We start from the raw sequence: 3,064 nt of genomic DNA on the forward strand, positions 1-3,064 counted from the left end.
CACCGTTCGCATCATCTCAATACCCCCCCCGTTTGTGATTAACTTCACCATACAGGGTTTTAATGAAAAGGTCTACTGTTCTGCTATTTTATTTTTTGAGCGTCATTCATATCTACATTTTTAAACTGATCTCTATGAATGACATGTTTCGACTTAATTCGATGTTATTCTATGTTTTTGTTAACAGCTATCAGCTCCTTAAAAAATTTAATGATAATCTGTAATACAAGCTTTACAAGTTAGCATCTTGATCCGGAAGTCTGACTTTATCATGGTGAATAATGCGAATAAGCCTGCTAATTTCTGGGATTATTTTCACTTTAACACAGTCAATTCCGAATGACAATGATATTTCCGCGAATTATATTAGGATTTTGCACAAATTCCTTTCATTTTGAAAAGCTAGCTGTAAAAGCACCTCATGCGCTGAAAAATTCAAAAAAATAATTCAGTTTAGCCAGCTTTGCCAACTGAATTATTTAGTAAAATACGAACATTAATCGTAACGTTCTAAGTCATAGGACTTGATCATTTTAATCAACTTCGTGGGATAATCTGGATCCGTGGCATAGCCATCTTGCTGCAAGGCTTTTGCTGCCGCCACATAATTGTCTGCTGCAATCACGTGTTGATACTGATTGGTATTCCAAGTCGTCCCTTTGGCCAGTAACGCGGCGTGGGCCGCTAATGACGCCTGATCAGAAGCATACACCTGAAACCGACCTTTGATGGTGGTCCATTTACCATTGGTATACTCTTTGGTCAGCATGACCTTGGTTGTTTTCGGATCAGTGCCTTTCACACCAAATAAGTTATGACAATCAGTTGCCAACTTACTATTGCCCCAGTTTGATTCCAAAATAGCTTGGGCCAACGTAATGCTGGCTAGCACGTGATATTTCTTTTGTAGCCGCTGGGCTTCCGGCGCCAACTTATGAATAAATGCTTTTTGTTTTGCTGCCACCATCGCTGCTTTTTCCTGTTCTGTAGGGACTTGCGTCCGATTTTCATAACCAATTAGGCGTAACCCGCCAACCACTAAGATCAACGCTAAAAAAGCGCCAGCTATCCAGCGTGCCGGTCCTGCCTTTTTTGACTTTTTCCGACGTTTACGTTGCTGCCACCAATGCTTTTTCTTTGCTGCCAATCGGCCACTCCCTTATCTTTCACGCCTATTGCTTACTTTTTTTGTCAGACAGTGTATCCCGCAGTTTTTCTAACAAAAACAATTGCTGGCCATTCCAAGGAATCCGGCGTTGACTGGTATGGTTTTGATAATGCCGCGCCGTATGGGTGATGGCCGCTTTTGTACGTTGAATCACCTTGAGAAATTCCCGCGATGAGATCCGCATGGCCCCACGCGAAAAAATCGTCCACTGTTCTGCCTGATCACTGGTGACCACGGTGACCTGCGTTAAGCGATTGCTTAATTCGCCGGCTAACTGTTCAATATAGCTATCTGCTGTTTCGTCTTCCTTGGTCCACACCACTTCAACATTGTATTGATCATAACGTTGGGTCACCCCTGGCACATACATGGCATCAAAAACCAAAATAATCCGAATGTCTTCAAACCGGCGGTATTCTGCTAAAACAGACAACAATTGATCCCGAGCATCGGCCAAGTGATCTTCTTTTTTCAGTTTTGCTAATTCTGGCCAATTGCCGATCACATTATAGCCATCTACAATTAAAATTTCTTTTTTCATCCAATTTCACCTAATGGCTGTTTTACCGCCAACGCTTGGTACATCAAAAGCGCACTGGCCACACTGGCATTCAGGCTTTGCACATGACCGACCATTGGAATCGTAATGACTTCATCCATTTCTTTTTTCAGCAATGGGGAAATGCCCTTGCCTTCATTACCGATCACAATGGCAATGGCGCCTTTGGCATTCCACTGACGGTAATCAGTGCCTGCCATATCCGTTCCAAATAGCCACATACCGCGTTTTTTCAATTCTTTAGCCGTTTGAACCAAGTTCGTGGCACGCATCACCGGAACATGTTCAATGGCACCGGTTGAGATCTTCGCGACAGTGCTGGTTAAGCCGACGGCCCGGCGTTTAGGGATAATGATACCGTGAACCCCTACAGCATCGGCTGTTCGCATAATCGAACCTAAGTTATGGGGATCTTCAATGTTATCCAAAATCAGGAAAAATGGTGGTTGTTGTTTCGCCGCTGCCACTGCAAATAAGTCATCAATATCTACATAAGGGTAAGGTGTAATGGCTAACACCACCCCTTGATGGTTGCCGGCGTCACTTAAAAGATCCAACTTGGTTTTGGGGGCGTTTTGCACAGGAATACCAGCCTGCTTGGCATAACGCTGCACGTCGCCTAATGCATCGGCTTTTAAACCGCTTTGCAAAAACACTTTATTGACCCGACTGGCCCCTTCCGTTTTCAACGTTTCCAAGGCTGCATGACGGCCAATGACAAAATCAGTCGCATCGGTTTCTGGTTCACGCTTTGACATTTGTATTCCCTTCTTCCACTTGTTGAATGCACCAGTTTACCAATTCCGTTAACCGTTGGGATTGATCACTTAAGGTCAGATACCCCATTAACGCTTCAAAGCCAGTGGAGATCCGGTAAGTGGTCACACTGGTATTTTTAGCATGGGTATGACTGTTGGCGTTGCGCCCGCGTTTGTAAAAACGCAGTTCATCTGCCGTTAACTTATCTTGTGCCAACATTAATTCAATCAGCGCAGCTTGTGCTTTTGCCGACACATAATGGGTGGCCCGATGTTGCAAATTCGTCGGCTTGGTTAAGCCTAAATGTAATAAATGGCGCCTAATATAGGCTTCATAAATACCGTCCCCCATATAGGCTAACGCAATGCCATTTAATTGATCATAATCTACTTTTTCCATTTTAACTGCTATACAAAATGTAGCATTATGTCATCAAACATAATGAGAAAGAAGTATAGTTTTCCTTTCCGAATTTCGTTTACTTCCGTCATCATTAGTATTCCGATAGCCGAAAAACGGGTCATCGCAGGGACTAACTCTTGAAGTTTGAGGGCATAGCCTGCCCCTTTTTAATTATT

4 protein-coding genes are annotated in these 3,064 nt (G+C 43.4%); all 4 read right to left on the reverse strand.

Annotated elements, in window-relative coordinates:
* Positions 1-496: 496 nt before the first annotated feature.
* From FC07_RS10625 to FC07_RS10640, 4 genes are read right to left on the reverse strand one after another with little or no spacing between them, the layout of a single operon-like run.
* Positions 497-1,147 carry a glycoside hydrolase family 73 protein gene (locus FC07_RS10625; protein WP_083483289.1) on the reverse strand — a complete coding sequence of 217 codons (651 nt, stop codon included), beginning with the start codon at positions 1,145-1,147 and terminating at the stop codon, positions 497-499.
* 25 nt (positions 1,148-1,172) lie between these two features.
* The gene (locus FC07_RS10630; RefSeq protein ID WP_057905085.1) at positions 1,173-1,709 is read right to left on the reverse strand and encodes an NYN domain-containing protein; all 537 of its coding nucleotides are present in this window, start codon (positions 1,707-1,709) and stop codon (positions 1,173-1,175) included.
* A complete protein-coding gene (gene rlmB / locus FC07_RS10635; RefSeq protein ID WP_057905086.1) occupies positions 1,706-2,485 on the reverse strand; it encodes a 23S rRNA (guanosine(2251)-2'-O)-methyltransferase RlmB in 780 nt (259 codons plus the stop codon). The genes FC07_RS10630 and rlmB overlap by 4 nt, the downstream gene beginning before the upstream one ends.
* Complete coding sequence (locus FC07_RS10640; protein ID WP_057905087.1) at positions 2,472-2,885, reverse strand: Mini-ribonuclease 3; 414 nt, start codon at positions 2,883-2,885, stop codon at positions 2,472-2,474. Before FC07_RS10640 ends, rlmB begins: the two co-directional genes overlap by 14 nt.
* Positions 2,886-3,064 lie beyond the last annotated feature (179 nt).

Origin of the sequence: Loigolactobacillus bifermentans DSM 20003, from assembly GCF_001434575.1 — a bacterium.
GTDB lineage: Bacteria > Bacillota > Bacilli > Lactobacillales > Lactobacillaceae > Loigolactobacillus > Loigolactobacillus bifermentans.

Coding starts and splice junctions, on each gene's coding strand:
- FC07_RS10630 (WP_057905085.1), bottom strand. CDS start 1,709: ATGAAAAAAGAAATTTTAATTGTAGATGGCTATAATGTGATCGGCAAT.
- rlmB (WP_057905086.1), bottom strand. CDS start 2,485: ATGTCAAAGCGTGAACCAGAAACCGATGCGACTGATTTTGTCATTGGC.
- FC07_RS10640 (WP_057905087.1), bottom strand. CDS start 2,885: ATGGAAAAAGTAGATTATGATCAATTAAATGGCATTGCGTTAGCCTAT.